This window comes from Cellvibrio sp. ARAG 10.3, assembly GCF_051846955.1.
In the GTDB taxonomy this organism is placed as follows: domain Bacteria; phylum Pseudomonadota; class Gammaproteobacteria; order Pseudomonadales; family Cellvibrionaceae; genus Cellvibrio.
Genome location: NZ_JBPYCU010000019.1, coordinates 65,583 through 90,836, shown reverse-complemented (window position 1 = coordinate 90,836; position 25,254 = coordinate 65,583). Strand labels below are relative to the sequence as shown.

The following is a 25,254-nucleotide window of genomic DNA, read 5'->3' as shown; positions in this document are numbered from 1 at the left end:
AGCATCAAACAGCATACTCACCACAAGCGGCCTGATGGGTTGCTTGTGGTGGTATCGGAGAGATGGTATCTACGGGTAATGCGTGCTGGAGATTTAGGGCTATACTTTTGGGATAGGTTTATTCACAAGGAGCCTCCCATGCTGACGACCGGTAATCGCCACTACCACCTTGATGACGATGTGGATTTTATCCATAACTATTATGAGCGGCTGGTATTGCAGGAAATCAGCGCAACCAGCGAGCGAGTGCAAAAGGGGGACCGTGAATTCCTGGCGGACGTGGCCTGCGTAGCACTGAATCGCCTGCCCCCACGCTATATTCGCCACGATGTGGATATGACATTTTTTATGTCGCCCCAGGAAATGCTGGAGATTGAACATAAAGTGACAATCGCCGTGCAAAGTGCAATTGCCTATGTGCAAGCCAGCGAGCGCGGTGAGGAATTAACGGAAACCAAACCGGACACAAGCGGGAAAAAATCCGCCAAAAAATCTGCTGGCAGTAAAAAAGCCGGCGCAAAAAAATCCACGCCGCGCAAATCCAAAGATCAAGACCACTGAGTGTAGTGTTCCGTTACGGCCCATCAACCGGTAAGGGTTTATTTACCGGCGGTGGCGGCGGTTCAGACAAAATCTGAGATCCACTGCCACAAGCGATAACAGTACGCATGGCCAACTCGACGCTGATATGCGGCAACAAGTCCACACACTCTGGCGATAAATGGTAAACAAAACCCGAAGTAGGAATCGGGGCAGTTGCCACATACACCGTGTAGTCACCATTCTCATGAATCGCCGTGACAATACCGGTCACCGACACCCCCGCCGCGCGCCCCATGATGTACGCACGACACACCTGCCCCTTCAACAATGAGGCATTACTCTCGCCCCCTAACAATTGCGAAATAATTTCCCGGATGGTTTTGTAGCCTGGAGCCAGCTTGGTCAACCAGGCGTCCAAACGCTCGTGTAATAAACGCCCCACGTTGGTTTTAATTAACAAGCCAATCACAAAGAAGGTGCTCAGCACAATAATGATGGCGAGGATATCCGCCATGTATTTGGCCAATGGTGTGATACTCACCAACCAGCCACTCAGGGGGCTGATGATCCCGGTGATAAAGTTAAACAGCCACTCCAGCAGGAACAGAAAAATCACAAACGGCAGCACCACCATAAAGCCGCCAAGTAACGTAAACCCGATAAAGGATTGAAGCCGCTGGGCTCCGGTGCGCTGTCTTAAATAGTCGCGAAACGCCTGGATTTTCTGCATACGTTTTACTCTGAGGGTTTCCCTGTCACAATAAGCGCCGAATAAGCGCATAAAAGGTTGATTACACCGTGAAAAACATCTTCTTGTTTTGTTGGCTATTTTGCCTGAGCGGGCCACTGATGGCTAATGCCGGGGCCACGGTATCACATACACCCGATGTGGTTCATTTTGATTACCAGATACTGGCCCAACGTTCACACAAAACCACCCTGTTTACGCAAGGGCTGGTGCTGGATGGCAATACCTTCTACGAAAGCAGCGGCCTGTATGGCCAATCCATGCTGGTCAGCTACCCCCGTGAAGAGTCCGCCAACAAATGGGCTCAACTCACCGCCAACTTCACCCAAAAAGACAAATTACCGGATCGCTATTTTGCCGAAGGCCTGGCATTACTCGATGACAAACTGTATCTGCTCACCTGGCAGGAAGGAACGGTGTTTGTTTATGACCGCACCACCTTCGCGGTCCTTGATCGCTGGCGCTACAGCGGCGAAGGCTGGGGGCTCACACACAATGGCGAACAATTGATCCGCAGCGATGGCAGTGAACATCTGCACTTTCATTCACCAGAAGATTTTAGTCTGGAAAAGACCCTTGATGTGCAGGAATCGGGGCGACCGGTTCAACGATTAAATGAGCTTGAATTTATTGCGGGGTATGTGTGGGCCAATATCTGGCATGAGAATCGTTTGGTACAGATTGATCCAGCAACAGGCAGCGTGGTCGGCTCAGTGGATCTCACAGCACTCACCGCACAAGTGGATATCGATTCCAGCGAGAGCGTATTGAATGGGATCGCCTATGATGCGGAACGTGATGGGATGTGGGTAACGGGTAAAAAATGGCCAAGCATGTATCTGATAAAACTGATAAAGCCGGCAGAGGAATCGTCCGAATAACTGCGTAATACCGTAGAAAAAACCTTACCGCAGAAACAACAAAGCCGCATCGAAATGCGGCTTTGAGTACATCAGTCGTACAACTTAGAGACCGATTACGTTTTCAGCTTGCGGGCCTTTTTGGCCTTGCTTAACGTCGAACTCTACTTTCTGACCTTCGGCCAGGGTTTTGAAACCTGAACCGCTGATAGCGCTGTAGTGAACAAAAACGTCCTGACCAGCATCGCTCTCGATGAAACCGAAACCTTTAGACTCGTTGAACCACTTAACAGTACCAGTACTTTTAGACATAAAAAACCTCAATGCTCTGAGTAAATTAAAAATTGCCACCTTGGCATCTGTGCTGACTGATCACATCTTACTTATGAAGAACAAAACGAGGTTGCTAATAGATGTACTGCTAGAACAACGATGTACCATAAATAATGCTGCATGTTTGCCAGCCGAGGCACTATATACCCGAGTTAAAGCCCAAGTAAAGCCCTGTTTAATACGCTGCGTTAGCCTGCACACTGAGCGTCGCAAGACGACACACGGGGGCATCAATTTGTCACATTTTTACCCGTGTGCGACGCAAAAGACTTGATAAACCTTAGCGGAGCGCGGTGTAGCTATTTACCCCATCTGCCAAAGCTGCAACAATTGGGCGCATTTACAGGCCACATCCGCTCGGGGGTTTCGCCATGATCCACGTCCATGTCGTAGATTCCGCTCCCACCGTTTCGCATTGCGCGCATGACAAAAGAGTTTCCTGTGGTAACTGCCGCCTCAATACCTTGTGTCTTCCTATCAGTTTACATATCGATGATATCGACCGCCTGAACGACATTGTCCAGCGCAGCAAACCTTTGCAAAAAGGCGAGTATTTGTATCGCGCCAATGATCGTTTCCTTTCCCTGTTTGCTGTTCGATCAGGCGCGGTAAAGGCCATTACGTTGAGCGATCACGGCGAAGAACAAGTCACTGGTTTTTATTTACCCGGCGAAGTCGTAGGTATGGAAGGTTTGGCGGAGGAGCGTTACTCCAACTCCGTTATCGCCCTGGAAACCGCCTCTATTTGTGAAATCCCGTTTCATCGTGTGGAAGAATTGAGCACGAAGATTCCCTCACTGCAACGCCACCTCTTTCAATTGATGAGCCGAGAGATTAATCACGATCAGCAAATTATTACGTTGCTGAGTAAAAGTACGGCAGAGCAGCGCATTGCGACACTCTTGTTGAGTATCTCCACTCGCAATCATCGTCGGCACCTGTCAGCCACCTCATTTTCCTTGCCGATGTCACGCACGGACATCGGTAATTTCCTCGGCCTGACCATTGAAACCGTCAGCCGCGTCTTTACGCGCCTGCAAAAGCAAGGCATCCTTGAGGTCAATCGCAAGGACATCATGATCAATGATGTCGATGAACTGCGCAGTGTCGCCAACGGTACCGAACAATGATTTAAGGAATTCCATGAGCCCCGCCGAACAGCTCCAGGCTACCCTGGCTGATTTTGATACAGCCAACCAGCAAGACCCGAATCACGAGATCGTTAATGGCAAGGCCGTCCCCAAAGAATGGATCTACGGTGTGCGGATGAGTGAACAGCTCGAGCGCTTTTGTCCGAATGCCTCCATTACCCTGCAGCTGGCCGCCCGCTGCCAACACATCTGCCGCTGGAAAATTCCGCGCAGCGATTACCCCATGGATCGCCAGGGCTATAAACGCTGGCGCAGCGATCTGGCGCAATTCCACGGTGAAACCGCAGCCGTTATCATGCGCAACAACGGCTATGACGAGGTTGATATCCAACGGGTCAAGGATCTGTTGCTAAAGCGCGGATTAAAACGCGATGACGAGGTACAGGCATTGGAGGACGTGATCTGCCTGGTGTTTCTGGAATATTACCTCGAAGAATTTGCAGCCAAGCACGACGAAGAAAAACTCATCGATATCATCCGCAAAACCTGGAACAAGATGTCGCCCGCCGGACATGAAGCCGCTTTGCGCCTACCCCTGTCGGAGGCGATGTTGCAATTGGTCACCAAAGCCCTGAATACCGGGAATCACTGATAACCTCACCCTGTATAACAACCATAAAACGGAAACCCGCTCATGTACCTGATGCTTAAACATCTCCATATGACCATGGCTGCCCTTTCATTCCTGGGCTTTTTTATTCGCGGTATCTGGATGTGGCGACAATCGCCCTGGCTGCACAAAAAACTGGTCAAAATTCTGCCACATATTATCGATACCCTGTTGCTGATCAGCGCCTTTGCGCTCGCGGGTGTGTTGCGCTATTCCCCGGGGGATCATCCGTGGCTGATGACCAAGATCGTCCTGCTGGTGGTGTATATCGTGCTGGGGGTTATCGCGTTTAAAAATCCCAATCCGGTGGTACGAAAATGCAGCTGGATCTTGGCGATGGCCGTGTTCCTCTACATTGTCAGTGTGGCGATCAGTAAAAATCCGCTTGGCTTTTTCGGCTGATGCGAAGGGCTTAAGCGCCGCTTGAGGCGGCGCATTATTACGCTTTCCACTATAAGAATTGGGGAAAACCAATCAGTTTATTATTAATAAAGTGATTTTTATAGCCGAAGCTTGACGCGCCAACCAAAGTGATCTATATCACACACAGGCGTTGGAACCTTGAAATAGCAATAACTAAATATATTCGGCGACCCTACTATGAAAAAAACACTGCTCTCTTTGTACCTTGTTCTGATTGCACCCTTTGCCTTTGCATGCGACGAAACCTGTATGCGTGACAAAGTCATGGCGGAGCATGATATTAAATTTCCAGCTTATCTGGATTCCAAATACTGCAAGACCACCTCTGTGGATTTCCTGGTGAACTCCCGTAAAAGCCTGCAAAAGTATCGTGAAGACCGCTTGGGCAGTGGCCATCGTGGGGGGATCAAGAATATTCGCAACTTTATTGAGCAACGCAAGGAATGGCTGCAGGAGTGTGACAAGTACCTGGATATGACCAAACAAGGACGGGTGTTCCGTACCAAGGAGACCACCGAGGAGTTGTTTACCGCGATGGACTCACTCTCCAAAGAACTTTATGCATTGATTTATCGCCCCAAGAATGCGGCTGAAGATACCCATCAGCTCACTGAATTGGCGGGACAAAAATTCGAGTTGATGTTCCGGTTGATGGACGCCCATCGTACCGATCTGCAATTGCGCGGACTGCTGTAATCCCCTAATAAAAAACGGCGCATCCCTCGCGGGGTGCGCCGTTTTTTATTGTCTGTCACATCAACTGCTTTTTTTCAGGGACAGGACCGACCGCTTGGGTTTATCCGTGCGCTCGGCGTAACGCTTGGCTTCCGCTTCACGCGCTTTGATGGCCGCCATACGCGGATCATCTTCTCGCGCATAACCGCTCTTGCTGCTGTAATGCGTCGCCCCGTTGTCCGAGGCTGCTTTAGCCAGAAACTCCATCCCGCAGCGCAGCAGTCGCGCCTGGTCAGCAAAGCTCAAGTCGGGGGGAAATTTCCCCGGATCAACCGAGGAAGGATTACGCGGGTTACCTTCGATTTTCAATACAAAGCCACTCGCATGAGTCGCTGTACCGGCAGCAAGGTCTGCCTCCCAAGCATCAAAGTCCATAAAAATCTCTGCATGATTGCGATGAAGCCGGCATTAAACCACATGCATCGGCGACCGCGAAGCCATCAATCTATAAATGGCACCGAACTCTACTCATTTATGGCTTACCAGAGCCTGCCGCGCGCTTTTGCCGCTCGGGTGGCAAGGCACCGATGTGCAATTCATTGCGCTGCTTGGCCAGCTCAATTTGCTTTTGTCGCTCGGTAAAGCGCTGCTTTTGCTCCGCGGTCAGTTGGTCGTAGCAACGCGGGCAACTGACGCCGGGAATGTATTGTGCCGACAATTTGTCGTCTTCCGTAATGGGATGGCGGCAGCCGTGGCATTGATCGTAGATGCCCTTCTGCAGGCTGTGATTCACTGCCACGCGGTTATCAAACACAAAGCACTCACCGCGCCAAAGGCTCTCCTCTTCCGGAACTTCCTCCAGGTATTTCAGGATGCCGCCTTCCAGGTGATACACCTCATCAAACCCCTGCTCTTTCAAATACGCTGTGGATTTTTCGCAGCGAATACCGCCGGTGCAGAACATGGCGACTTTTTTGTGCTTACTCGGGTCGAGGTTTTTGGCCACAAACTCCGGAAACTGGCGAAAGGTTTCGGTTTTGGGATCGATCGCGCCGGCAAAGGTACCGATGGAATATTCGTAATGGTTGCGCGTATCCACCACCACCACATCCGGATCGCTGATCAAGGCATTCCAGTCTTTGGGTTTGACGTAGGTGCCGACAATTTTTTGCGGATCTATGCCGTTGACGCCCATGGTTACGATTTCTTTCTTGAGCTTTACCTTCATGCGGTAAAACGGCATGCCTTCGTAGTAGGACTCCTTGTGCGACAGGTCGCTGAAGCGCGGATCACTTTTCAGGTAATCGAGCAAGCCGTCAATACCCTCGCGCGTGCCGGCAACCGTACCGTTAATCCCCTCTTCCGCCAGTAACAGGGTCCCTTTCAAACCCAATTGATCACAGTGGTCTTTCAGGCGGGGAGCGATGCTTTGGTAATCAGGTAACGCAACAAATTTATACAAGGCAGCAACAACGATTGAACTCATAGGGCTTCACTTTCAATAAGACAGGGGTTATGCAAGGCGCGCATTATAGACGCTTGTTTTTTGTACAGCCAGAGGCAGTTTACCCGTGTTTACTACCACCCAGGCACTGGGGCGAATCGGGAACAGCCTGGTTGGCCAGCCATTCCTCCGGGCTGTAGGTGTGTAACGCCAGAGCATGAACGCTGGCTTCCAATTCATCCGCCAGTTTGGCGTAGATGGATTGATGGCGCTGTACCTGGCGCTTACCCACAAAATCCGCCGACACCAGGACCACCTTGAAGTGGCTTTCTGAACCAGGCGGCACACTGTGCATATGACTTTCGTTGATGACATCCAGATGGATGGGCTGAAAGGCCGCGCTCAACTTGGCGCGGATTTGGCTCTCGACAGGTTTCATCGCTGGAACTCCGACATGGGTCACAAAATTTCCCGGCATTTTACCTTTAACCGGCTACACTTTGTTGACTTGGAGCAAGGAACTACCCTGACCTGTTAAACCAACCAGACCTAAGAGCATGAGCGAACACAAATTTTTTATTGATCGGCGGCGCGGTATGGATCGTCGTTTGGATCGCGACCCCTGTAAGGACATGCCTCTTGACCTGTATCACCGCAAACGCCGTAAATCGACCGAGCGCCGCAATCGCGGGCGGACATTAGAGCAGGACTACTACGCTTTTATCGGCCAGCCGGACCCGCAACGGCGCCACTAATATTCTGGCTCAGGCAAACGCCCCGGCGCTGGCCTTGGCAGAGATCAATGTGGGTTCACAGCCGGTTTCCTGCTGATAATAGTCCTCAACCGCTGCCATCAACACGGGAATGATGGCGTGGGGTGCTATGGCAACAACACAGCCACCAAAACCACCACCGGTCATCCGCACCCCCGCCAACCCCTGGCCGGCGGTCGCAAGAATATCCACCAGTGTATCGATGGCCGGCACGGTGATATTGAAATCATCACGCATTGAGGCGTGAGACTCCGCCATCACCCGCGACAAGCTTCCCATATCGCCTTTCATCAAGGATTCAGCGGCCACCAGCGTGCGCGCATTTTCCGTCAACACATGGCGCGCGCGTTTAAACAGCAGCGGCTCTAACGCGGATTCCGCAGCCAACAAATGCGTTAACGAAACATCACGCAAACTGCGTTGGTTAAAATAGCGCGCCGCCGCTTCGCATTGTTCTCGCCGCTGGTTGTATTCACTTTCCACCAAACCACGTTTGACCCCGGAATGAACAATCAGAATGTCCCAGTCCGGGGGGATGGATACGGCGCGGGTGCTGAGGTCGCGGCAGTCAATCAGCAGCGCACTGTCGGCCTGGCCGCAGGCGGAAATCAACTGATCCATGATGCCGCAATTACACCCTACAAATTCATTCTCCGCCGCCTGCCCCATCAAGGCCGCGGCTTTGGGCTCCACGTGTTCGTTACTCAATGCCGTGAGCGCGCGAATCAATGCCATCTCCAGGGAGGCGGAACTGCTCAGGCCAGCACCGGCAGGCACATTGCCGGTAATAAAAATATTGCCGCCGCGCAGCCGGAAATCTTTTTTGCGCAATTGTTGCACCACACCACGCACGTAATTGGACCAAGGCATCATTGTGTCGCGCTGCATGTCGTCATCCAGATGAAAGCGAACGATCTGGTCAGTAAAGTCGTGGGCGATGATGTGCAGTTCGCGATCATCCCGCGCCGCCGCCGCCACCCAGGTGTGGTAGTTGATCGCGGCGGGCAACACAAAACCATCGTTGTAATCCGTGTGCTCGCCAATCAAATTGACACGACCGGGTGCACTGGCAACCACATCGGGCACCACTGCAAAACGCGCCTGAAATAATTCTTTTACAACAGCGGATGTCAGAGCATTCACAAACAACTACCTCAAGCGAAAATGAACAGGACTTTGCTGGCGCAAGCGCTCAGCGGCCTGCTCCGGCGATAAATCGCGCTGGGGTTCAGCCAACATTTCGTACCCCACCATAAACTTGCGCACCGTTGCACTGCGCAACAAGGGCGGGAAAAAATGCGCGTGTACTTGCCAGGGCGTTGGATCGTCACCATTAAACGGTGCGCCGTGCCAACCCATGGAATAGGGAAATGAACATTCAAATAAATTATCGTAACGTGCGGTGAGATCGCGCAGGATCACGCTCAAACTCTGCTGCTGCCCCGCGGTTAAATCCGTGATACGCGGGCACACCGCTTTGGGTAACACCAGGGTCTCAAACGGCCAGGCGGCCCAAAACGGCACCACCACCAACCAATCCTGATTCTCTACCACCACCCGCTCGCCCTTTTGCGCTTCCTTGTGCGCATAATCGAGCAGCATCGGCTGCCCGTGCCGCGCAAAATAAGCGCGCTGGTTGAGGTCGGCTTTGTGCACCAGGGTCGGCAAATGATTCTGCGCCCATACCTGGCCGTGGGGATGCGGATTGGAACACCCCATCACCGCGCCTTTGTTTTCAAACACCTGCACCGAAGCATAGGTTTGACCCAACTCGGCGGTCTGCGCCATCCAGGTGGTAATAACGGCCTGCATCTCGCCATCGTTCAACAAAGGCAAGGTTTTGCTGTGATCCGGAGAAAAACAGATCACCCGGCTGGTACCCCGTTCGGCCTGCAACTGAAACAACGGATCATCACCCGCCGGCGCGTCAGGTACATCGGGCATCAAGGCCGCAAAGTCGTTGGTAAAGACAAAGGTGGTGGCATAGTCAGGATTGACCTCGCCGCCCACCCGCGCGTTGCCGGGGCAGAGATAACACGCCGGATCATGGGCAGGGCTATCGGGCCACTGATTCAACTCCTGCTGCCCTTGCCAGGGCCGCTTGGTACGGTGGGGCGATACCAGCAACCATTCACCGGTCAGGGGATTAAAACGGCGGTGCGGATGATCATTAACGGAGAACTTACCGGACATAACATACTAGCCATATAAATATTATAAATTGACAATAAATTACCCGAAAAAGCCGCATCTGACAATTTCTAAATCCTAATTTCCGGGCCGCTCCCCCCGAATACTTAACCAAAATTAACCCTATTGTGCAGTAAGTAACCAAGTAAACAGTGCCGCAACTGCTAAGCTCCACAACACTTATTCGCGACCCGCTTTAAAAAGGACCAGCCGGCTTAGCCGAGCATCAGCAATGAGATGCACGGGTGTTGTTACCCCTACCAGGCCAGGCTATGAACAAACATATTCCCGATACCCGTCAACGCGATACCAATCAACAAATCTGGTTCACCCGCGATATCGCGCTCGAATATGCCCGCGAACACACACCGGTCCCGGCGGAAAATGCCATCCTGAAGGCGCTTGCCGACAGCATTCCCCACGCCTCGCTGCTCGATATTGGTATCGGCGCAGGTCGAACCACAACGTTTTTAGCGGGCGCATGCAAAGACTATGTGGGCATCGACTATTCCCAGGCGATGATTGATATCGCCACCACCCGCTTTCCCGACCTGAGCCTGCATCAACAGGACGCCCGCGACCTGTCCGCCTATGCGTCCGCCCGTTTTGACATGGTGTGGTTTTCCTATAACGGCATTGATTACGTTTCCCATGCGAATCGACTGAAAATCCTGCACGAGATTCACCGCGTATTGAAACCCAACGGCTTTTTTATCTTTTCTAGCCACAACCGCGACAGCAAGGTTTACCCCGCGTATCACTGGAAAAACCTGCCCCTTTCATTGCACCCACGCCGCATGGCGCGGCGGGTTATCAGCTACGTGAAAGGCATCATCAACGCGGCCAGACACCGCGCCCGACAAATCCGGACCGACGACTACGCCATCCTCAACGACCGCGCCCATGACTACAACATGCTGACCTACTACATCAGCGGCAAAAAACAGATTGCGCAATTAAACGCTGTGGGTTTTACGGTGGAGGGATTGTGGGGCATGAAGGGAGAGCGGCTGGAAAGTGACGCGGTTTATCGTCGCGGGTGCAGTATTTATTATCTAGCCAAACGCAAAGGCTAAGTGCCGAGTAAGCCTTCCACAAAAAAACCCGTACCAAAAGCCAAGCCCGCTGCTGCCGTACCCATCAGCAGCGTCCGCAATCCCGAACGCCAGGCCGGTAAACCATACACCGCACTTTTCAGCATACCGATACCCAAAAATACACCACCGGCCAAACCAAGGCTGGCCAGGAACTGGGTGGTGATACCCAAGCCGGGCACGGCATACGGCAACAACGGCAAGGCACCCACCGCAAGAAAAGCAGCAAAGGTCACCAACGCGGAACGTAGAGGACTAAGCCCGACAGCCGACAGACCATACTCCTCCCGCAGCATGGTCGCGACCCACACATCAGGATCGCGACTCAATGCATCAACCACTTGTTCAAGCAACTCGCCCTCGAACCCTTTTGCGCGAAACAACTGGCGAAGCTCCTCGCGTTCACCATCAGGCACCAGGGCAATATGCTCGCGCTCGGTACGCTCCACGCTAGCAATCTGCGCCAGTTGCGCCTGGCCAGCCTCGTAATTACTTACCGCCATACTGAAACCATCGGCGAGCAAATTGGCAAAGCCCAATACCAGCGCCACCTGTGGCGAAAAACCCGCACCAAAAGCACCCGACACCACCGCAAACGTCGTGACACACCCATCAATGCCCCCCAGTACCGCATCCGGAAGCGTCGACGCCTTTACCGGCGCAGCGAGCCGGGCACGCACCGCGGCTGGCTGGTGGTCCTCAAGAAGCTGCTCATGGCTAGGCGTTGGCATGACGAAACCTCCTGCGGGTTCCGAAAGGATGGTTTTAAAAGTATATGCGCATTTGGCGTTTGGGTGAGGGGTTGAATGGTGGGTTATCGGTGGGGTGACTTTTTGCTTGAGTTAATGCGATTGTTTATTTTAGATGTGATCTTGGCTGCTGTTTAAAGTGAGCTCGTAATTTCAATTCACTTTTTGATATAAAAATAAAAATTTTCAAAAGTACTTTTATAACACGGAGTCGCCAGTTAAAAATCCAGTTATTAAAATAGTTTCGATTAATCTGGAAACTTGAAAATCTTGCGATTTCGCAAACAGCACTTAAGATAATATTCATTCTATTTTTGCTGCCAAAAAACACTCCTTAGCTTCACCTGTTAAGTCATTCCGGATTATTCTTTTGCTGATGCTTCAGCAACAATCGACAGATCGTAAGAATAATCAGAATAGACCATGCTGTAGCAAATTGGTAACAATTCGGGCTACAGCATTACCGGAGAGCAGGCGCGTTATTTTAGTGTGCAGTCTTCGCCAACGCGGACACTAAAAGGCTCCATGAAAACGATTGACGGCAATAACACCCCAGACAATGCCCAACAATATCAAGCTGGTAAACACCAGCGCTGAGCCGATGTCTTTTGCACGACCGGAGAGTTCGTGGCGTTCGTGGCCAGTGCGGTCAACCACGGCTTCGACAGAAGAGTTGGCGAGTTCTGCCATCAGTACCCAGAAGACACTGGAGATTAGCAAGATCAATTCAATGTGATTGGTGGCGAGCCAGAAGGCGGCGGGAATCATGATGATAGCGAGGCTGACTTCTTGCCGAAATGCGGCTTCAAAACGCCAGGCGGCGGCCAGGCCTTTCATGGAATAACCAAACGCATCAATTACGCGGGCAATACCGGTTTTACCAGGTTTGGACATAAGTCATTGTGCTCCGATGGTGTAAATGGCGGGGAAAAGACCGACGTGTAACATAAGTTTCATAATCTGGTGGTATCTCTGACGGGGTAGCAATTAACCGGTCATAAAGGCGGTGAAACTATGAATGCTTTTTTGCAAAGAGTCCACCACATTGATACCTTGGCTTTTCTCTGGCTGCACGTCACCAAACGGTTTCCGTATCGCAAATCCATTCGCTGGATTTCCCACACTGGCGACGGCCATTTGTATCTTGTTGTTGCATTGGCATTGCTGCTGCTCGAACCGGTTCACGGAGCGATTTTCTTCTGGGCGGGTCTGATTGCTTATGGCCTGGATGTAAGTTTGTATTTGTTGCTGAAAAATGTGATCAAGCGTGATCGCCCGGCGATGAAGATCGATTTTTACGAAGCCTGGATTACACCTTCCGATCAATTCAGTTTTCCTTCCGGCCATACGGCGGCTGCGTTTTTATTTGCCTGCTTGTTTGCTCACTTGTATCCGTTAGTAGCTGTTCCGGTGTACCTGTGGGCGAGCCTCGTGGGCGCAAGCCGCGTATTGCTCGGTGTGCACTACCCCAGCGATATTGCAGCCGGCGCACTTTTGGGAACCGGTTGTGCATTCCTGGGGATTTATATTCACTCGCTTTTGGTAGGACTATGAGAATATTGTACGGCGTTCAGGGCACGGGTAACGGACATTTAACACGCGCAAGAATCATGGCCAAAGCCTTGGCCGCCGCAGGAGCCCAGGTCGACTGGGTTTTTTCAGGCAGACCGAAAGAAAAATTTTTTGATATGGAAGCCTTCGGCGATTACCAGGCGTATCGCGGGCTGACCTTCGCCACGCAAAGCGGAAAAATCCTTTACGTTAAAACGGCATTGACCAGTAACCTCTGGCGACTGTATCAGGACGTCAAAAAAGTTGACGTGGAAGGTTACGATTTTATTATCAATGATTTCGAGCCGGTGTCTGCCTGGGCTGCCAAACGCGCCGGCAAGCACGTCATCGGCATCTCCCATCAGAACGCGTTCTTTTACGATATCCCCAAGCACGGCGGTAATATTTTTGTCGAATGGTTTATGCGTAACTTTGCACCGGTAACCTTACCTATTGGTTTGCACTGGCATCACTTTAACCAACCGATCTTACCGCCACTGGTTGAGCCATCCCAATATTCAAATGAATTTACACCAGGGCATTACCTGGTGTATCTGCCTTTTGCCGGCCTGCCGGATATCATGCCGCAATTGCGTGCATTTCCTGATTATCATTTTTACGTGTATCAACCGGTGCCGGAAGCGTTTGATGAAGGCCACATTCATGTGCGCCCATTTTCACGCGAAGGCTTTCAACAGGATTTGCACCGCTGCGAAGGCGTGATTTGCAGTACCGGTTTTGAGTTGCCCAGCGAGGCTTTGCAGTTGGGTAAAAAAATTCTGACGCAGCCGGTTGCCGGGCAGATGGAGCAAAAATCCAACGCGCTGGCACTGCAAAAATTGGGTTATGCATCGGTGACGAAAGAGTTGAGTATTGACGCCATTGGCAAGTGGTTACCCTTGCCCAAGCCGGACCCTATCCCCTACCCCGATGTATCAGCAGCGTTAGTGAAGTGGCTGATGGAAACCGGCGGAAAGAATATTCAACAACTACAAAAAGAACTCTGGCAGACGCTACCGGCGTAAATGCTTCTGAAAGCCCTCTCAAAAATCGGCTGAGGGTTTACCGCGCATTTGTTTGACACCGCTGCGCCTGGCTTTGCCTTCGATGCGCCGCTTTTTGGATGCGAGCGTCGGTTTGGTTGCGTGGCGGGTTTTGTTTACCTTGATCGCGGCTGCAATCATCTCGGTTAGGCGTTCCAGCGCGTCTTCGCGATTTTTTTCCTGGGTGCGGAAGCGTTGCGCCTTGATCACAATCACTCCCTCCGCTGACATCCGATTATCCTGCACCTGCAGCAGCCGCTCTTTACAGGCGTCCGGCAGCGATGAAGCGCGTACATCAAAACGCAAATGAATGGCACTGGAGACTTTGTTGACATTTTGCCCGCCCGCGCCCTGCGCGCGGATAGCCGTCAGCTCAATCTCGTGGAGGGGAACACATACACTGGAAGTAATACGCAGCATCAGGGGTGAATACGCAACGGTTTTTGATCATCAATCAGGACGGGCTGCAAGCGGCTGTCAAAGCGGCTGTGATGCGAGCGCCAGCGAACCACCAGAGCGCCCGCAATAAGGCCGATAAATGCAGAGAGGATGGTGATGCCCTCGTGGGCAAATTGTTGCTGCGCCACACCTGCTGCCAGCAGCATCGCCAACAGCGGCACCAGGTACGCAAACAGCGAACCGTTTACCACCACACTTTCCGGTACCCCGATTTCCACTTCATCACCCAACTGGTATTGCGTCGCATCGCGGCCCTGGAGCAAAACCCACAGGTATGAGGTGTGGCCACTGAGTTTTGCCATAAGGCTTTGGCCGCAGCCTTTTTCAGCGCTACAGGAATTGCAGGTAGAGCGCTGGATGGTCTCTACCCAAATGCCTTCCGGCTCTATGGCTACGATGCGGCCTTTTTCATGGATCATGCCACCACCTCATGGACAGTTCAGGGGCGCATTATGCAGGAATTGTGATACGACTTCGACGGCAAGACGGGTGGAAGTTCCACCCGTTATCAGCGGATTTACTTGGCCTCAACACCGGCGGCGACTTGCTCCGCCGCTACCGCAGGGATTTCTCCCACAACGGTGAGGCGATGGGGCTGGTCATTGCGCGTTACCTTGCTCATAAACGCCACGGTAGCGCCGCGCTGCCCGATACCCTCCGGAGGCTGGCTGGAAGCCGGTTCAATGAATACAGAGAAGGTGGACAGGCCATCGGTGAACATCAACATATCGGTGGATGCGCGCACCTTCTGTTGGCCCACGAAGGCAAAGCCGGTTGGAATCCACTTCAAGCTCCAGCCTTCCGGCTCGCCGCCCTGGGTTTTATTACAGCCACCCAATTCGGCGTTGGCCACACGGTGCAGCTTGGCTGCCGGGGCTTCCTGCAATTGTTTGATGTCCGGATTCAGATCCAACTCCAGGAACTGGTAGCGCTCCAGTATGCGCCCGGTGCCGTCGATCATCAGGGACTTAAGGACCAGGCCGGTTTCCTGATCCACGCTCAACACGTAGCCATAACGAAATTCGTCACGCGGGACGACTTGCAGTACGGTCGCCATGCGCCCCGCTACACGCTCGGTGTAGCGAATCTGGAATTGATATAACTCATCGAGCCCGATCAGGCGCGAGCCAATCGAACTCAGGCGCCCTTGCAGCAATTGGTCGCCGGGAGAAAAACAGTCCAGCGCCTGGCCGTGGCGGACAATCTCACGCTCGGGCCCGTTCAGGTATAACAGGCGTTCGTGTTCAACGCCCTCTTCCACCCAGTGGGATACACGAAAACCCTGCAAGATGCTGGTGTTCTGGTGTTCGTAGGTGAAAGAGCCCTGATAATTCAGGTTGTGCGACACCCGGGACATCTTGGCAAACAGCGCCTGCAGGCTTTGGGCTTGGGCTTGGGCTTGGGCTTGGGCTTGGGCTTGGGAAGGAGTTTGTGTTTCTGCCTGGGCAAAAACAAATTGAGCGGCCTGCAATAACAACAGGCCGCTCAACGAGCGAATCAATACAGCTTTACGCATAGGGATTAATCTTCTTCGGTCAACACGACTCGCGCAAAGGGTAGCATACCCTGACCACTGTTCAATGCCGCGTTATCGGCATGTTCTTCAATTAACTTGTTCAGGTAATCGCGCACTTCGTCGTCCGAGACCTGGGCTGCGGTCTGCGAGCTGGGCAGCGGCACGAAGATCACCTGGCGATTATCCTGCTGGCGCGATTCATAACCGGTTTGCAAACCCACAGCGCGGGCGCTCAGGGGTTGTGCATGGTATCCTGCCGGTAATGAAGGTGCGGGAACCACGGCGGTGGTCGGCACCTCTGCCTGGGATGTTGCGGCTAGCGCTGCCGGCGCTTCCGGCGCGATACCACCGAAATTCTGGGCAAACAGCACTACACCACCAGCCACCGATGCAGCCACCGCAAAGCGGGCAACATTTTGCCACCATTGCACGGCTTTCTTTTCCGGGGTCGCCGGGGTAGTCGATGTGAGGTTGTGAGTTTCTTCCTGCTCCAGCGCAGCGCTGACACGGGCTGCAAAGTCACCCACTTCAAGCATTGGCAGGTCACGATGGAGGGCAGCACGGGCAACTTGATAGCGGGACCAGGTCGCTTTCACCTCTGAATCAGCGTCGCTGGCTTTAAGAACACGCTGCAATTCCAATTCCGAGGCTTCATTATCCATCAGCGCGGAAAGGGATTCTGCCAATGGATGATGGGTATTTTGCTGTGTCATGCTGAGATTTACCTCTGTATAGACATCTCGTGGAAACCCGCTTGCCGATGACGCGGGGGCTTAATAGTGCTTTTCGCATTTACCCGTCTAACTGCAACGAGTTGTACTTGTTGCAAAAGACACGACAGTTTTACAAAGGTTCAGCGCCGTGCCAGTTTTCGTTAAGTTTAGTTAAAAAAATATGCATTAAATGTCGAAGCGAAGCGTTAAATGTTTCATTCGGTTACAGATTTTGCTCCGTTCCAGCGCATCGCCAGTCCACTTGCCGGGATTCAAACTTCGCTTAACAACGGGTGAATTCGCTTGTCGATAGCTTCCCGTGCGCGAAAGATCCGCGAGCGGACCGTACCGACCGGGCAATCCATGATCGCGGCGATATCTTCGTAACTGAGCCCTTCCATCTCGCGTAAGGTCACTGCGGTACGCAGGTCTTCCGGAAGGTCGCGAATCGCCTGATCAATCACCGTCTGCAACTCCTCCGTCAGGAGGTTATGCTCCGGGGTATTCATTTCTTTTAATGCATCGTTACCGTTATAGAATTCTGCCTCATCCACTTCGACATCGCTGGCGGGCGGACGGCGGTTGCGCGCAACCAGATGGTTCTTGGCGGTGTTGATCGCGATGCGATACATCCAGGTGTAAAAAGCGCTGTCCCCACGAAAGTTGGGCAGCGCCCGGTAAGCCTTGATAAAGGCATCCTGGGCTACGTCATGAACCTCGGCATGATCGCGAATAAAGCGGCTGATGATCGCCAGGATTTTGTGTTGGTACTTGATTACGAGCAAGTCAAAGGCACGTTTATCGCCTTTTTGAACGCGTTCAACCAGTTGTTGATCCGCATCTTGCGCTATTTGCGCTGTCATTCTGCTAAAACCCCCAAGCACTTCGGGACCACCGAAGTCAGATAAGACCCAGCCCTGCGGCTATGAATTGTTATGAGTGCACAGCTTACCTGCAAAAGTTAATACTGCACAATCAATCACTTGCGAAGATGAAAGCCTTTAAATCGCAGACAGGGGCTCATTTCGAACTGGCAGATAGACTCACCCCCATCAGAAAAGTTCAGGCGCCACCTATCATACCGGGCTTTATCATCCTGTCAGTAAGCCAGCCCACACAAGCTTGCGTATATATGACCCGGCGGTAAACAGGACGCCTAAAAATCCCTGTAGAGGACAACCGGTGCGGGCGTTAAACTGGAGCACCGGCTTGTATATACTGCACGGCCGCTGAAGACCCGGTATTGATAAAGCCGGTCTTGCAACGATTTCCTGATACGGACCGTATTGATGAACAAACACTACAACCACGATGTATTGGTCATAGGTTCCGGCGCTGCCGGGCTGACCTTGGCCCTCAACCTTGCCACCCATGCCAAGGTCGCGCTACTCAGCAAGAGTGCGGCCAACGAAGGTTCTACCTGGTTTGCCCAGGGCGGTATTGCGGCGGTATTGGACGATCAGGATTCTATTGATGCCCATGTCGCTGACACCCTGGTGGCCGGGTCTGGCCTGTGCCATGAAGACGCGGTACGGTTTACGGTGGAACGCAGTAAAGGCGCCATCCAATGGTTGATTGACCAGGGTGTGAGTTTTACCAAGGAAAGCGGTAAGGAGGATTACCACCTTACCCAGGAAGGCGGGCACAGCCATCGCCGTATCATCCACAGTGCCGATGCGACCGGCCAGGCAGTGCACAGCACATTGCTGGAGCGCGCCCAGCAAAATAACCTGCATATTTTTGAACACCATGTGGCCATCAACCTCATTACCCAGGCGGATGCCGGCTCACGCAAATTGCGTTGCACCGGCGCTTATGCCCTGAGCCATGAAGACGACCACGTGCATGTATTCCAGGCCAAGGTGGTGGTGCTGGCCACGGGCGGTGCCAGCAAGGTGTACCTTTACACCAGCAACCCGGACAGCGCCAGTGGCGATGGTATCGCCATGGCCTGGCGCGCTGGCTGCCGTGTTGCCAATATGGAATTTAACCAGTTCCACCCCACCTGCCTGTATCACCCGAAAGCGAAAACCTTTTTGATTACCGAAGCCTTGCGCGGTGAAGGCGCCTACCTGCGTTTGCCAAACGGCGAGCGCTTTATGCCGCGTTTTGACGAGCGAGCCGAGTTGGCTCCGCGGGATATTGTGGCACGCGCTATCGACCATGAGATCAAACGCCTGGGTTGCGATTGTGTGTATCTGGATATCAGCCACAAGTCGCCGGAATTTATCAGCGAACATTTTCCCACGGTGAAAGCACGTTGCCTGGAGTTTGGTATCGACATCACCAAAGAACCCATTCCCGTGGTACCGGCCGCGCATTACACCTGTGGCGGCGTGGTAGTGGATAAAAACGGTCAAACCGATTTGCAAAACCTTTACGCCATCGGCGAAACCTCCTTTACCGGCTTGCATGGCGCCAACCGCATGGCGAGCAATTCGTTACTGGAATGCATTGTGTACGCGCAATCGGCGGCTGAACATATCCTCGCCAACCTGCCCGACATTCGCGAACCCGACCCGTCACCACAATGGGACGAATCGCGCGTGACCAATTCCGATGAAGATGTGGTGATCTCACACAACTGGGATGAATTGCGCCGGTTTATGTGGGACTACGTCGGCATCGTGCGCACCCACAAACGGTTGGAGCGGGCGACCCATCGCATCAAGTTATTGCGCAAGGAAATTGCCGAGTATTACAGCAACTACAAAGTCAGCAGCGATTTGATTGAATTGCGTAACCTCGCCACGGTTGCGGAGCTGATTATTCGTTCTGCTATCGAACGCAAGGAAAGTCGCGGTTTACACTTTTCCCTCGATTACCCTAAAAAATCTGCTGTTGCCCGCGATACCATCCTGGTGCCGATGAATTTCGCCGGGCAGGATATTGTGGTCAGCAAGGATTGATCATGTCGGGCGGCCGGTGTGTGCACCTTTAACATTGATGCATGCACCGCCGCCGACTCGTTACAGATTCTCACAAGCAGGTACAATTTTTTACCACTCCTTTTTTTCACGCACTGCATACTCTGTTCAATGAAAATCATTCAATGGAGCTGCTTACATGCGTGTCACATTCTTCGTCCGTTCATTTGCTCTGGTGTGCCTCAGCCTGTTTTTCCTGGCGAGTTGCGGCAGCGATGACAAACCACCCAAGGCGGACTTCGGGATCGCACCGGATGGCCTCCAGGGGCGGATTGTCCTGCGCCTGTATGAACACGACGGACAACTCTTTGCCGCGACAGATCGGGGGCTCTACAGCAAAGTCAAAGGCAATGGCCGCTGGCAGGCAAAGGGTCTGGGCGACAGCGAAGTGTTAGATATCGCGTTTCTGGATGATGACCATTTTCTGGCGTCGACATCGCGCCTCGTTGATGAAATCGCACAATATGATCTGCGGGAAACCACGGACGGCGGCGCCACCTGGACCGCAGTGACCCATAATTTCGGCGGCGAGGCAGATCCGGAAGCGATCCATGGCCTGCACTACGACGACGATAACAATGCGCTTTACGCAACCGGTATTGAAGTGTTGGCACGCTCTCTGGATGACGGGCGTAACTGGGAAATTTTGAGCGGCGAATGGCATGGATTCGGCCAACGCAAAACCATTGTGAAACGCAATCAGGCCACCAATGAAATCTGGTATGGCGGCCAAAATGCACTGGAACAATTAGTGTTGCGGGTGTATTCGCTGGATACCGAAGAAGAACGCAGCTATTCCGACTTACTGCCCAATCCCAGCGTTATTTACGGCATACAGTTTGATGCAACCAATGATCAACGTGTGTTGGCCAGCGGTGAAGGCGGTGTACTGGAAAGCACGGATAACGGTGAAACCTGGACCAATTTACTAGGCGATGTGGACTACCGTTTTTATTTTGACGTAGCGCTTGACCCGGATGATCCCCAAACACTTTACACGGCCGGTTGGGATAAGAATTGGGACACACCGCAACCCCTGATTCTGGAGATTTCAAAAAATGGCGGTGCCAATTGGTCAAAATATCTGTACCCCAGCCAATCGCTTTTTGGTGGTGTCCGGAGTTTGTTAGCAGTGAAGGAAGGCGAACGTACTGTTTTATATCTGGGGCTGTATCGCGGGGGTATCATGAAGGTCAGTTTTTTGTAAGTGTTTAACGCCGTGTGCGCAACCAGACGCGCAGACGGCGATGCATATCAGGCGATGTACTGTCGGGCAGGATAACGATGTGCAGGCTTGCCTGGTTGTTTTTATCACGACAGGGCAACACTATTAACCAGGACAACACCACGGCGTCATCTGCAAGGATAATAGCGCGCTGACTGTCGCCGTGATCAAGCACCCACCCCTGCTCGGTTATGCGCAACACGCAGGGCAAGCTGCGCCAATGTCGGTAACACGCACGCAGACTAATCGACAAACCCGCCATACCTGCCAACCATAAAAAACCCCAGGATGGTTGCACGAATACCAACGGCATCACCGCCATTGTCACACTGATCGCCAGCGCAGCATGCATAAGACATTGGGCATACCACAGTTGACGGGAAGGCCGCAGAGGAACCGCCAACACCTCTAACGCGGGCGATCTTGCCGGCTCGCAAGGCGAAGGGTAATGAGAAGCGCGGCGGGAAGTGCAACCAGAGGACGGCGCGTCAGCTTTTTTTCTGAAGCCCGGTATTAGCGCGAACAATGTCAACAATCCTTTGTAGATTCGGATCCTGGGGATCTTCACGGTTGATAAACCAGGCGTACATGTCCTGGTCTTCAGATTCCAGCAATGTCCAATAACGTTCTTTATCGTCTTGCGGCAGGCCGGGATACACATTTTCCAGAAAGGGCAGCAGGATCAAATCCAGCTCTAACATGCCGCGCCGGCTTCCCCAAAATAAACGGTTTATCTCCACGATTGACTACCTGCTAACCTGATAAAACGGTCCCGCAGTATAACGCAATTCATTCCCGTCGCCAGCAAGGTTATGGTGTGGCGGCGACAACGGTACGGTTGCGCCCCTGCGCCTTGGCTTGATAAAGCGCCACATCCACCCGGCGGAACAGGTGGTGAAAGGCATCCTTACATTGATGCGACCCAACGCCTATGCTGACCGTCACTACAAGCTGCGGAAAATCCTCAAACCGGGTACAGGCGATCTTGCTGCGTAATTTTTCAGCCGTGTGGTAGGCATCCTCAGGCTGCGAGTCGGGAAGAATCACAATAAACTCCTCCCCACCCCAACGCGCCGCACGATCCGTCTGGCGAATGTTGTCGGTTATCAATGCGGAAATTGCACGCAATACCTTATCACCACCCTCGTGTCCGAGTGTGTCATTAATTCGCTTGAAGTGATCAATATCAATAATCAGTAGCGACACCTGCCGCTCAACACCCGCGCCAAAATGGTCCTCAATATAATCTGTTACGCCCTGGCGATTCAGCAGCCCGGTGAGATGATCCGTCATGGACAGTTGTTTGTATTTATCGCTCTGCTGGGCCAGTAAATTATTTTGATTGGCCAGTTTTGCCAGACGCAAACGCTCCACCATGACGCTGCGGCGCAAGGCGGCCAGCTTGATTGCGCCTGCGGCAATTATCACGAAGATCCAGAACACCAGGATGCTGAAATACCAACGCTCCGCCGAAATCCAGAGCCCCACAAATTCCAGCCGATTCAATTTAAAATCATGCTGGCCTATGGGCGCCGGATAACTTAAATCAATCCCGAATGCGACAACATTGCGAAAATTTGGCTGGGAAAATTCACGCGGCACCTGATAAGACGTCACCCACCATTCACCGACTGAAAATTCCTTTAGCTGGAGCGTCAAAGGATCATTCACAAATTGGCTGGGAATATAAACATTATTAAATTTCGCTGTGTCGATGCGATTAATATCAGAAAACCCCGGCTCGTAATTACGCATATAAAATCGCAATCGCTTGTCGCTGCCGGTGTAATCAATATCCACATAAATCGTGTCGTAGCCGGACAGGTCGAGCCCCTCGGTGCCTTGGCCACCACCGATAATAATATGAAAGCCGCAGGTATAATCCTGCCCATCTGCTACAACCACGCAACGCCAGCGTAATTGTTCAGTATCCAGCCAATATACCTGTGATTCCCCACTGGGCGATTCACTCATGTATAAATACGCCGCAATCTCGGAAGACGGCGCCAAAACTAAATTCCTGGTGGGGAAAAAACGGTGCGCATACATGGCCACCAGCGTCAGCAAACAGCACAGCAACAACTTGTAATAACTGCTGCCGCGAATTTTGGCGTAATGGCGGTATTCGGTGTTGCGCTTCATAACATCCTATTCATTATGTGTCGCGGCCAGCATCATCAAGGCCAGCTCAGTCAGGTTATCTGTCAGTATAGTCAGGCAGGCCGGGAATGCTGAATAATTACGTCGCTTAACGAGCGCTGGCACTGTTGTTAGCCAGCGGATAGCTCTATCATGGCGTGCATCATCTGAGAACAAATTACTTGTGGAGTTGGATCTTGACTGAACAACTGACAATCGCTGATCAATCCCTGCTCAAGTTGATTGATAGCCCCGATTTCAATACGCAAACCTGTCTTGCGGATCTCGGCCACTACGCGCTGCTGGGCGTAGAGGGCCCGGATGCTGCGAAATTTTTACAGGGCCAGGTCACCTGCGATGTCCGGGAATTAGCCAATCACGTTACGCGCCTGGGCGCGCAGTGCAATCTTAAAGGGCGCATGTTGTTGAGCTTTCGCGCACTGCAAGTGGATGAACAACGCATCCTGCTGCGCATGCACGGTGGTTTGATTGAGAAAGCCCTGGCAACGTTTGGAAAATACATTGTGTTTTCCAAAGCCAAATTAGTTGATCACAGCGCACATTATCGTCGGGTTGGATTGCATGGACCGGCAGCCGAATCGCTCCTGCGTACCACGCTTGGCCAGGCACCCGAACACATCGATGAGTGGGTTGCAGCAGGTGACCATATCATCATCAAACTCGATCAACAGCGTTATGAATGCTGGCTGGCCGGGGATGCGGAGCCGGTGCTTGCAGCCCTGTCCCAACACACACATCCCGCTGCGGAAAATTATTGGACGTTGCTGGATATTCGCGCGGGTATCGGTGAAGTACGACCAGAAAGTGATGAGCTGTTTACCCCGCAATCACTCAATTACCAATTGGTCAACGCTGTAAATTTTCGCAAAGGTTGCTACACCGGCCAGGAAATCGTGGCGCGCCTGCATTATCGCGGCACGCTAAAGCGACACATGCAGCGTTTTACTTTTATCGCCGATGAAGCCGCACTGCCGCTACCGGGCACCGCCGTCAATAACAACCAGGGCAACGCGACAGGCGAGATTGTCATGGCGGCCTACGCCAGTCCGCAACGGGTTGAAGCATTGGTCAACATCATTGATGCACAACTCACCGATGCCTGGCTCGGGCATAAAAAACTCGAACACCTGCCGCTTCCCTATGCTATACCTAGTGAAGAAAATACCTGATGACTCTTTAGATGCCGCATGTGCGGCCGTTCCACCTTTCGACATGCAGGGCCACCGATGAGCTTAATCGTAGAAAAAGTCCGCCAGGAAATAATTACCGCTATCAAAAACGACCGCCTGGTATTACCAACCTTACCTGAAGTCGCACTGCGCGTCAGGGAGGTTGCTGACGATCCCAATGCCGATCTGGAAAAGCTTGCGCAAGTTATCGGCAACGATGCCGCGCTGAGTGCCCGCATTGTGCGGGTGGCCAACAGCCCCTTATTAAGAGCAAGCCGCCCTATTGAAGACCTTAAAGCGGCGGTTATGCGCCTGGGAATCGCGTACACCAGCAATATTGCCACGGGATTGGCGATGGAGCAGATGTTCCAGGCCACATCTGACCTGGTTGATATGCGCATGCGCGATGTATGGAGCCGTTCCAGTGAGATTGCGGGCATTTGCCATGTGCTGTGCAAACATTACACGCGCCTGCGGCCGGATCAGGCCACGCTGGCCGGCTTGATTCACAAGATCGGCGTGCTGCCCATCCTGACCTACGCTGAAGAAAATCCCGCACTACTGAATGACAGCCTGACCCTCGATAAGGTGATCGACAACCTGCATGCGCCTATCGGCGACCTGATTCTGAAAACCTGGGGATTCCCGGAAGAATTGGCCCACATCCCGTCCCAGCATGTGGATTTCACCCGACAAGCGCCAAAAGCCGATTATGCTGACATTGTTACCGTGGCCATGCTGCAAAGTTATGTGGGTACGGATTCACCGATGGGGCAAGTGGATTATCACCAGGTCACCGCCTTTGAACGCCTGGGTATGGACCCGGATATCCAACTGGCAGAGTCGGAAGATCTGTCCGCCGAGATGGAAGCCGCGATGGCGCTACTGAATTAGTTGG

31 protein-coding genes are annotated in these 25,254 nt (G+C 52.6%); 14 read left to right on the top strand and 17 right to left on the bottom strand.

Going from position 1 to position 25,254, the window contains the following annotated elements; translation table 11 throughout:
* Nucleotides 1-138: 138 nt before the first annotated feature.
* Complete coding sequence (locus tag ACSV5M_RS18710; RefSeq protein WP_439178075.1) at nt 139-561, top strand: late competence development ComFB family protein; 423 nt, start codon at nt 139-141, stop codon at nt 559-561.
* Nucleotides 562-574: 13 nt separating this feature from the next.
* Here the strand turns inward: ACSV5M_RS18710 and ACSV5M_RS18705 are convergent, their stop codons facing one another.
* A complete protein-coding gene (locus tag ACSV5M_RS18705; RefSeq protein WP_439178073.1) occupies nt 575-1,273 on the bottom strand; it encodes a DUF502 domain-containing protein in 699 nt (232 codons plus the stop codon).
* A gap of 68 nt (nt 1,274-1,341) precedes the next feature.
* Between ACSV5M_RS18705 and ACSV5M_RS18700 the strand changes: the two genes are divergently transcribed.
* Entirely contained in the window at nt 1,342-2,172 is an 831-nt protein-coding gene (locus ACSV5M_RS18700; RefSeq protein ID WP_439178072.1) for a glutaminyl-peptide cyclotransferase, read from the top strand.
* An 84-nt stretch (nt 2,173-2,256) separates the two neighbouring features.
* On the opposite strand, the gene ACSV5M_RS18695 is transcribed toward ACSV5M_RS18700, so the two are convergent.
* Nucleotides 2,257-2,463, bottom strand: coding sequence for a cold-shock protein (locus tag ACSV5M_RS18695; RefSeq protein WP_087465025.1), 207 nt, complete (start codon nt 2,461-2,463; stop codon nt 2,257-2,259).
* A gap of 392 nt (nt 2,464-2,855) precedes the next feature.
* Here ACSV5M_RS18695 and fnr point away from each other — a divergent pair, with 392 nt between their 5' ends.
* From fnr to ACSV5M_RS18675, 4 genes are all read left to right on the top strand, one after another.
* A complete protein-coding gene (gene fnr / locus ACSV5M_RS18690) occupies nt 2,856-3,614 on the top strand; it encodes a fumarate/nitrate reduction transcriptional regulator Fnr (RefSeq protein WP_439178071.1) in 759 nt (252 codons plus the stop codon).
* A 13-nt stretch (nt 3,615-3,627) separates the two neighbouring features.
* Entirely contained in the window at nt 3,628-4,227 is a 600-nt protein-coding gene (locus ACSV5M_RS18685) for a DUF4202 domain-containing protein (protein ID WP_439178070.1), read from the top strand.
* A 42-nt stretch (nt 4,228-4,269) separates the two neighbouring features.
* Nucleotides 4,270-4,647, top strand: coding sequence for a SirB2 family protein (locus ACSV5M_RS18680; protein WP_439178069.1), 378 nt, complete (start codon nt 4,270-4,272; stop codon nt 4,645-4,647).
* A 270-nt stretch (nt 4,648-4,917) separates the two neighbouring features.
* A complete protein-coding gene (locus tag ACSV5M_RS18675) occupies nt 4,918-5,364 on the top strand; it encodes a hypothetical protein (protein ID WP_439178068.1) in 447 nt (148 codons plus the stop codon).
* A 60-nt stretch (nt 5,365-5,424) separates the two neighbouring features.
* On the opposite strand, the gene ACSV5M_RS18670 is transcribed toward ACSV5M_RS18675, so the two are convergent.
* From ACSV5M_RS18670 to ACSV5M_RS18660, 3 genes are all read right to left on the bottom strand, one after another.
* A complete protein-coding gene (locus tag ACSV5M_RS18670; RefSeq protein WP_439178066.1) occupies nt 5,425-5,778 on the bottom strand; it encodes a hypothetical protein in 354 nt (117 codons plus the stop codon).
* Nucleotides 5,779-5,875: 97 nt separating this feature from the next.
* Nucleotides 5,876-6,829, bottom strand: coding sequence for an oxygen-dependent tRNA uridine(34) hydroxylase TrhO (trhO, locus tag ACSV5M_RS18665; RefSeq protein ID WP_439178064.1), 954 nt, complete (start codon nt 6,827-6,829; stop codon nt 5,876-5,878).
* A 79-nt stretch (nt 6,830-6,908) separates the two neighbouring features.
* Nucleotides 6,909-7,226 carry a BolA family protein gene (locus ACSV5M_RS18660; RefSeq protein WP_439178063.1) on the bottom strand — a complete coding sequence of 106 codons (318 nt, stop codon included), beginning with the start codon at nt 7,224-7,226 and terminating at the stop codon, nt 6,909-6,911.
* Between the two features lie 118 nt (nt 7,227-7,344).
* Here ACSV5M_RS18660 and ACSV5M_RS18655 point away from each other — a divergent pair, with 118 nt between their 5' ends.
* The gene (locus tag ACSV5M_RS18655; protein WP_439178062.1) at nt 7,345-7,542 is read left to right on the top strand and encodes a hypothetical protein; all 198 of its coding nucleotides are present in this window, start codon (nt 7,345-7,347) and stop codon (nt 7,540-7,542) included.
* A 9-nt stretch (nt 7,543-7,551) separates the two neighbouring features.
* On the opposite strand, the gene galK is transcribed toward ACSV5M_RS18655, so the two are convergent.
* Both galK and ACSV5M_RS18645 read right to left on the bottom strand, forming a co-directional pair.
* Entirely contained in the window at nt 7,552-8,703 is a 1,152-nt protein-coding gene (galK, locus tag ACSV5M_RS18650; RefSeq protein WP_439178060.1) for a galactokinase, read from the bottom strand.
* A gap of 6 nt (nt 8,704-8,709) precedes the next feature.
* Nucleotides 8,710-9,753 carry a UDP-glucose--hexose-1-phosphate uridylyltransferase gene (locus ACSV5M_RS18645; RefSeq protein WP_439178059.1) on the bottom strand — a complete coding sequence of 348 codons (1,044 nt, stop codon included), beginning with the start codon at nt 9,751-9,753 and terminating at the stop codon, nt 8,710-8,712.
* A 269-nt stretch (nt 9,754-10,022) separates the two neighbouring features.
* Here ACSV5M_RS18645 and ACSV5M_RS18640 point away from each other — a divergent pair, with 269 nt between their 5' ends.
* Nucleotides 10,023-10,826, top strand: coding sequence for a class I SAM-dependent methyltransferase (locus ACSV5M_RS18640; RefSeq protein WP_439178058.1), 804 nt, complete (start codon nt 10,023-10,025; stop codon nt 10,824-10,826).
* On the opposite strand, the gene ACSV5M_RS18635 is transcribed toward ACSV5M_RS18640, so the two are convergent.
* Nucleotides 10,823-11,575, bottom strand: coding sequence for a VIT1/CCC1 transporter family protein (locus tag ACSV5M_RS18635; RefSeq protein WP_439178057.1), 753 nt, complete (start codon nt 11,573-11,575; stop codon nt 10,823-10,825). The two genes, ACSV5M_RS18640 and ACSV5M_RS18635, sit on opposite strands and share 4 nt — an antisense overlap.
* A 531-nt stretch (nt 11,576-12,106) precedes the next feature.
* Complete coding sequence (locus ACSV5M_RS18630; protein WP_439178055.1) at nt 12,107-12,487, bottom strand: diacylglycerol kinase; 381 nt, start codon at nt 12,485-12,487, stop codon at nt 12,107-12,109.
* A 120-nt stretch (nt 12,488-12,607) separates the two neighbouring features.
* On the opposite strand from ACSV5M_RS18630, the gene ACSV5M_RS18625 reads away from it, so the two are divergent.
* Both ACSV5M_RS18625 and ACSV5M_RS18620 read left to right on the top strand, forming a co-directional pair.
* On the top strand, nt 12,608-13,147 hold the full coding sequence (locus ACSV5M_RS18625; protein WP_439178053.1) for a phosphatase PAP2 family protein: 540 nt from the start codon (nt 12,608-12,610) through the stop codon (nt 13,145-13,147).
* Nucleotides 13,144-14,169, top strand: a complete 1,026-nt coding sequence (locus tag ACSV5M_RS18620; protein ID WP_439178052.1) for an MJ1255/VC2487 family glycosyltransferase — start codon at nt 13,144-13,146, stop codon at nt 14,167-14,169. Before ACSV5M_RS18625 ends, ACSV5M_RS18620 begins: the two co-directional genes overlap by 4 nt.
* Nucleotides 14,170-14,187: 18 nt before the next feature.
* Here the strand turns inward: ACSV5M_RS18620 and arfB are convergent, their stop codons facing one another.
* The 5 genes from arfB to rpoE form a co-directional block, all read right to left on the bottom strand.
* Nucleotides 14,188-14,607 carry an alternative ribosome rescue aminoacyl-tRNA hydrolase ArfB gene (arfB, locus tag ACSV5M_RS18615; protein WP_439178050.1) on the bottom strand — a complete coding sequence of 140 codons (420 nt, stop codon included), beginning with the start codon at nt 14,605-14,607 and terminating at the stop codon, nt 14,188-14,190.
* Nucleotides 14,607-15,065 (bottom strand): SoxR reducing system RseC family protein, encoded by a 459-nt coding sequence (locus ACSV5M_RS18610; protein ID WP_439178048.1) that lies wholly within the window; start codon nt 15,063-15,065, stop codon nt 14,607-14,609. The genes arfB and ACSV5M_RS18610 overlap by 1 nt, the downstream gene beginning before the upstream one ends.
* A gap of 98 nt (nt 15,066-15,163) precedes the next feature.
* The gene (locus ACSV5M_RS18605) at nt 15,164-16,162 is read right to left on the bottom strand and encodes a MucB/RseB C-terminal domain-containing protein (protein ID WP_439178047.1); all 999 of its coding nucleotides are present in this window, start codon (nt 16,160-16,162) and stop codon (nt 15,164-15,166) included.
* Between the two features lie 5 nt (nt 16,163-16,167).
* A complete protein-coding gene (locus ACSV5M_RS18600; RefSeq protein ID WP_439178045.1) occupies nt 16,168-16,875 on the bottom strand; it encodes a sigma-E factor negative regulatory protein in 708 nt (235 codons plus the stop codon).
* A gap of 272 nt (nt 16,876-17,147) precedes the next feature.
* On the bottom strand, nt 17,148-17,738 hold the full coding sequence (rpoE, locus tag ACSV5M_RS18595; protein ID WP_439178044.1) for an RNA polymerase sigma factor RpoE: 591 nt from the start codon (nt 17,736-17,738) through the stop codon (nt 17,148-17,150).
* Between the two features lie 426 nt (nt 17,739-18,164).
* Here rpoE and nadB point away from each other — a divergent pair, with 426 nt between their 5' ends.
* Together nadB and ACSV5M_RS18585 are read left to right on the top strand one after the other, a co-directional pair.
* Nucleotides 18,165-19,784 (top strand): L-aspartate oxidase, encoded by a 1,620-nt coding sequence (gene nadB, locus ACSV5M_RS18590; protein ID WP_439178042.1) that lies wholly within the window; start codon nt 18,165-18,167, stop codon nt 19,782-19,784.
* A gap of 157 nt (nt 19,785-19,941) precedes the next feature.
* Nucleotides 19,942-21,009, top strand: coding sequence for a WD40/YVTN/BNR-like repeat-containing protein (locus tag ACSV5M_RS18585; RefSeq protein ID WP_439178041.1), 1,068 nt, complete (start codon nt 19,942-19,944; stop codon nt 21,007-21,009).
* 4 nt (nt 21,010-21,013) lie between these two features.
* Here ACSV5M_RS18585 and ACSV5M_RS18580 read toward each other — a convergent pair whose 3' ends face one another.
* From ACSV5M_RS18580 to ACSV5M_RS18570, 3 genes are all read right to left on the bottom strand, one after another.
* Nucleotides 21,014-21,433, bottom strand: coding sequence for a protein YgfX (locus ACSV5M_RS18580; protein WP_439178040.1), 420 nt, complete (start codon nt 21,431-21,433; stop codon nt 21,014-21,016).
* A gap of 82 nt (nt 21,434-21,515) precedes the next feature.
* Nucleotides 21,516-21,767, bottom strand: coding sequence for a succinate dehydrogenase assembly factor 2 (locus tag ACSV5M_RS18575; RefSeq protein WP_439178039.1), 252 nt, complete (start codon nt 21,765-21,767; stop codon nt 21,516-21,518).
* A gap of 70 nt (nt 21,768-21,837) precedes the next feature.
* The gene (locus tag ACSV5M_RS18570) at nt 21,838-23,169 is read right to left on the bottom strand and encodes a GGDEF domain-containing protein (RefSeq protein ID WP_439178037.1); all 1,332 of its coding nucleotides are present in this window, start codon (nt 23,167-23,169) and stop codon (nt 21,838-21,840) included.
* Nucleotides 23,170-23,363: 194 nt separating this feature from the next.
* On the opposite strand from ACSV5M_RS18570, the gene ygfZ reads away from it, so the two are divergent.
* Both ygfZ and ACSV5M_RS18560 read left to right on the top strand, forming a co-directional pair.
* On the top strand, nt 23,364-24,356 hold the full coding sequence (gene ygfZ / locus ACSV5M_RS18565) for a CAF17-like 4Fe-4S cluster assembly/insertion protein YgfZ (RefSeq protein WP_439178035.1): 993 nt from the start codon (nt 23,364-23,366) through the stop codon (nt 24,354-24,356).
* A gap of 57 nt (nt 24,357-24,413) precedes the next feature.
* Nucleotides 24,414-25,250 carry an HDOD domain-containing protein gene (locus tag ACSV5M_RS18560; RefSeq protein WP_439178034.1) on the top strand — a complete coding sequence of 279 codons (837 nt, stop codon included), beginning with the start codon at nt 24,414-24,416 and terminating at the stop codon, nt 25,248-25,250.
* The last annotated feature ends 4 nt before the right edge of the window (nt 25,251-25,254 follow it).

Bases quoted from the DNA above. Each gene is read 5' to 3' on its own strand.
- nadB (WP_439178042.1), top strand. From the start codon at position 18,165: ATGAACAAACACTACAACCACGATGTATTGGTCATAGGTTCCGGCGCT.
- ACSV5M_RS18640 (WP_439178058.1), top strand. From the start codon at position 10,023: ATGAACAAACATATTCCCGATACCCGTCAACGCGATACCAATCAACAA.
- rpoE (WP_439178044.1), bottom strand. From the start codon at position 17,738: ATGACAGCGCAAATAGCGCAAGATGCGGATCAACAACTGGTTGAACGC.
- fnr (WP_439178071.1), top strand. From the start codon at position 2,856: ATGATCCACGTCCATGTCGTAGATTCCGCTCCCACCGTTTCGCATTGC.
- ACSV5M_RS18675 (WP_439178068.1), top strand. From the start codon at position 4,918: ATGCGTGACAAAGTCATGGCGGAGCATGATATTAAATTTCCAGCTTAT.
- ACSV5M_RS18585 (WP_439178041.1), top strand. From the start codon at position 19,942: ATGCGTGTCACATTCTTCGTCCGTTCATTTGCTCTGGTGTGCCTCAGC.
- ACSV5M_RS18560 (WP_439178034.1), top strand. From the start codon at position 24,414: ATGAGCTTAATCGTAGAAAAAGTCCGCCAGGAAATAATTACCGCTATC.
- ACSV5M_RS18625 (WP_439178053.1), top strand. From the start codon at position 12,608: ATGAATGCTTTTTTGCAAAGAGTCCACCACATTGATACCTTGGCTTTT.
- ACSV5M_RS18610 (WP_439178048.1), bottom strand. From the start codon at position 15,065: ATGATCCATGAAAAAGGCCGCATCGTAGCCATAGAGCCGGAAGGCATT.
- ACSV5M_RS18680 (WP_439178069.1), top strand. From the start codon at position 4,270: ATGTACCTGATGCTTAAACATCTCCATATGACCATGGCTGCCCTTTCA.
- ACSV5M_RS18620 (WP_439178052.1), top strand. From the start codon at position 13,144: ATGAGAATATTGTACGGCGTTCAGGGCACGGGTAACGGACATTTAACA.
- arfB (WP_439178050.1), bottom strand. From the start codon at position 14,607: ATGCTGCGTATTACTTCCAGTGTATGTGTTCCCCTCCACGAGATTGAG.
- ACSV5M_RS18600 (WP_439178045.1), bottom strand. From the start codon at position 16,875: ATGACACAGCAAAATACCCATCATCCATTGGCAGAATCCCTTTCCGCG.
- ACSV5M_RS18710 (WP_439178075.1), top strand. From the start codon at position 139: ATGCTGACGACCGGTAATCGCCACTACCACCTTGATGACGATGTGGAT.
- ACSV5M_RS18685 (WP_439178070.1), top strand. From the start codon at position 3,628: ATGAGCCCCGCCGAACAGCTCCAGGCTACCCTGGCTGATTTTGATACA.
- ACSV5M_RS18655 (WP_439178062.1), top strand. From the start codon at position 7,345: ATGAGCGAACACAAATTTTTTATTGATCGGCGGCGCGGTATGGATCGT.
- ACSV5M_RS18635 (WP_439178057.1), bottom strand. From the start codon at position 11,575: ATGCCAACGCCTAGCCATGAGCAGCTTCTTGAGGACCACCAGCCAGCC.
- ACSV5M_RS18705 (WP_439178073.1), bottom strand. From the start codon at position 1,273: ATGCAGAAAATCCAGGCGTTTCGCGACTATTTAAGACAGCGCACCGGA.
- ACSV5M_RS18670 (WP_439178066.1), bottom strand. From the start codon at position 5,778: ATGGACTTTGATGCTTGGGAGGCAGACCTTGCTGCCGGTACAGCGACT.
- trhO (WP_439178064.1), bottom strand. From the start codon at position 6,829: ATGAGTTCAATCGTTGTTGCTGCCTTGTATAAATTTGTTGCGTTACCT.
- ACSV5M_RS18660 (WP_439178063.1), bottom strand. From the start codon at position 7,226: ATGAAACCTGTCGAGAGCCAAATCCGCGCCAAGTTGAGCGCGGCCTTT.
- ACSV5M_RS18630 (WP_439178055.1), bottom strand. From the start codon at position 12,487: ATGTCCAAACCTGGTAAAACCGGTATTGCCCGCGTAATTGATGCGTTT.
- ACSV5M_RS18645 (WP_439178059.1), bottom strand. From the start codon at position 9,753: ATGTCCGGTAAGTTCTCCGTTAATGATCATCCGCACCGCCGTTTTAAT.
- ACSV5M_RS18605 (WP_439178047.1), bottom strand. From the start codon at position 16,162: ATGCGTAAAGCTGTATTGATTCGCTCGTTGAGCGGCCTGTTGTTATTG.
- ACSV5M_RS18570 (WP_439178037.1), bottom strand. From the start codon at position 23,169: ATGAAGCGCAACACCGAATACCGCCATTACGCCAAAATTCGCGGCAGC.
- ACSV5M_RS18695 (WP_087465025.1), bottom strand. From the start codon at position 2,463: ATGTCTAAAAGTACTGGTACTGTTAAGTGGTTCAACGAGTCTAAAGGT.